Source organism: Gemmiger formicilis (assembly GCF_016901605.1).
GTDB lineage: Bacteria > Bacillota > Clostridia > Oscillospirales > Ruminococcaceae > Gemmiger > Gemmiger formicilis_B.
On sequence record NZ_JACJKP010000991.1, the window covers coordinates 1 to 217 of the forward strand.

The window sequence follows — 217 nt, forward strand, 5'->3', positions numbered from 1 at the left end:
CTTCTGGCCGCTGGTATCAGTTCCACGCCGGTGACGTTGGCGGCAAAAAGCCTGCTGCGCGGTGGTTGCCCTGTTGTGGTGGCACCTTCCACCAATGACGGACTTTCCGGCAGTTGTGTAAAATCACTTTTCAGGCTGTTGGGCTTTTTGTAGCTATCATCCTGGCCGAATGGTACAAAATAATAATGCTTTCGCTGCAGCAATGCCGCCAGTGCCG

1 pseudogene is annotated in these 217 nt (G+C 53.9%); it reads right to left on the reverse strand.

Annotation, left to right across the window (positions count from 1 at the left end):
- A pseudogene (locus H6B10_RS18540) lies at positions 1–217 on the reverse strand (hypothetical protein); the annotation flags it as partial.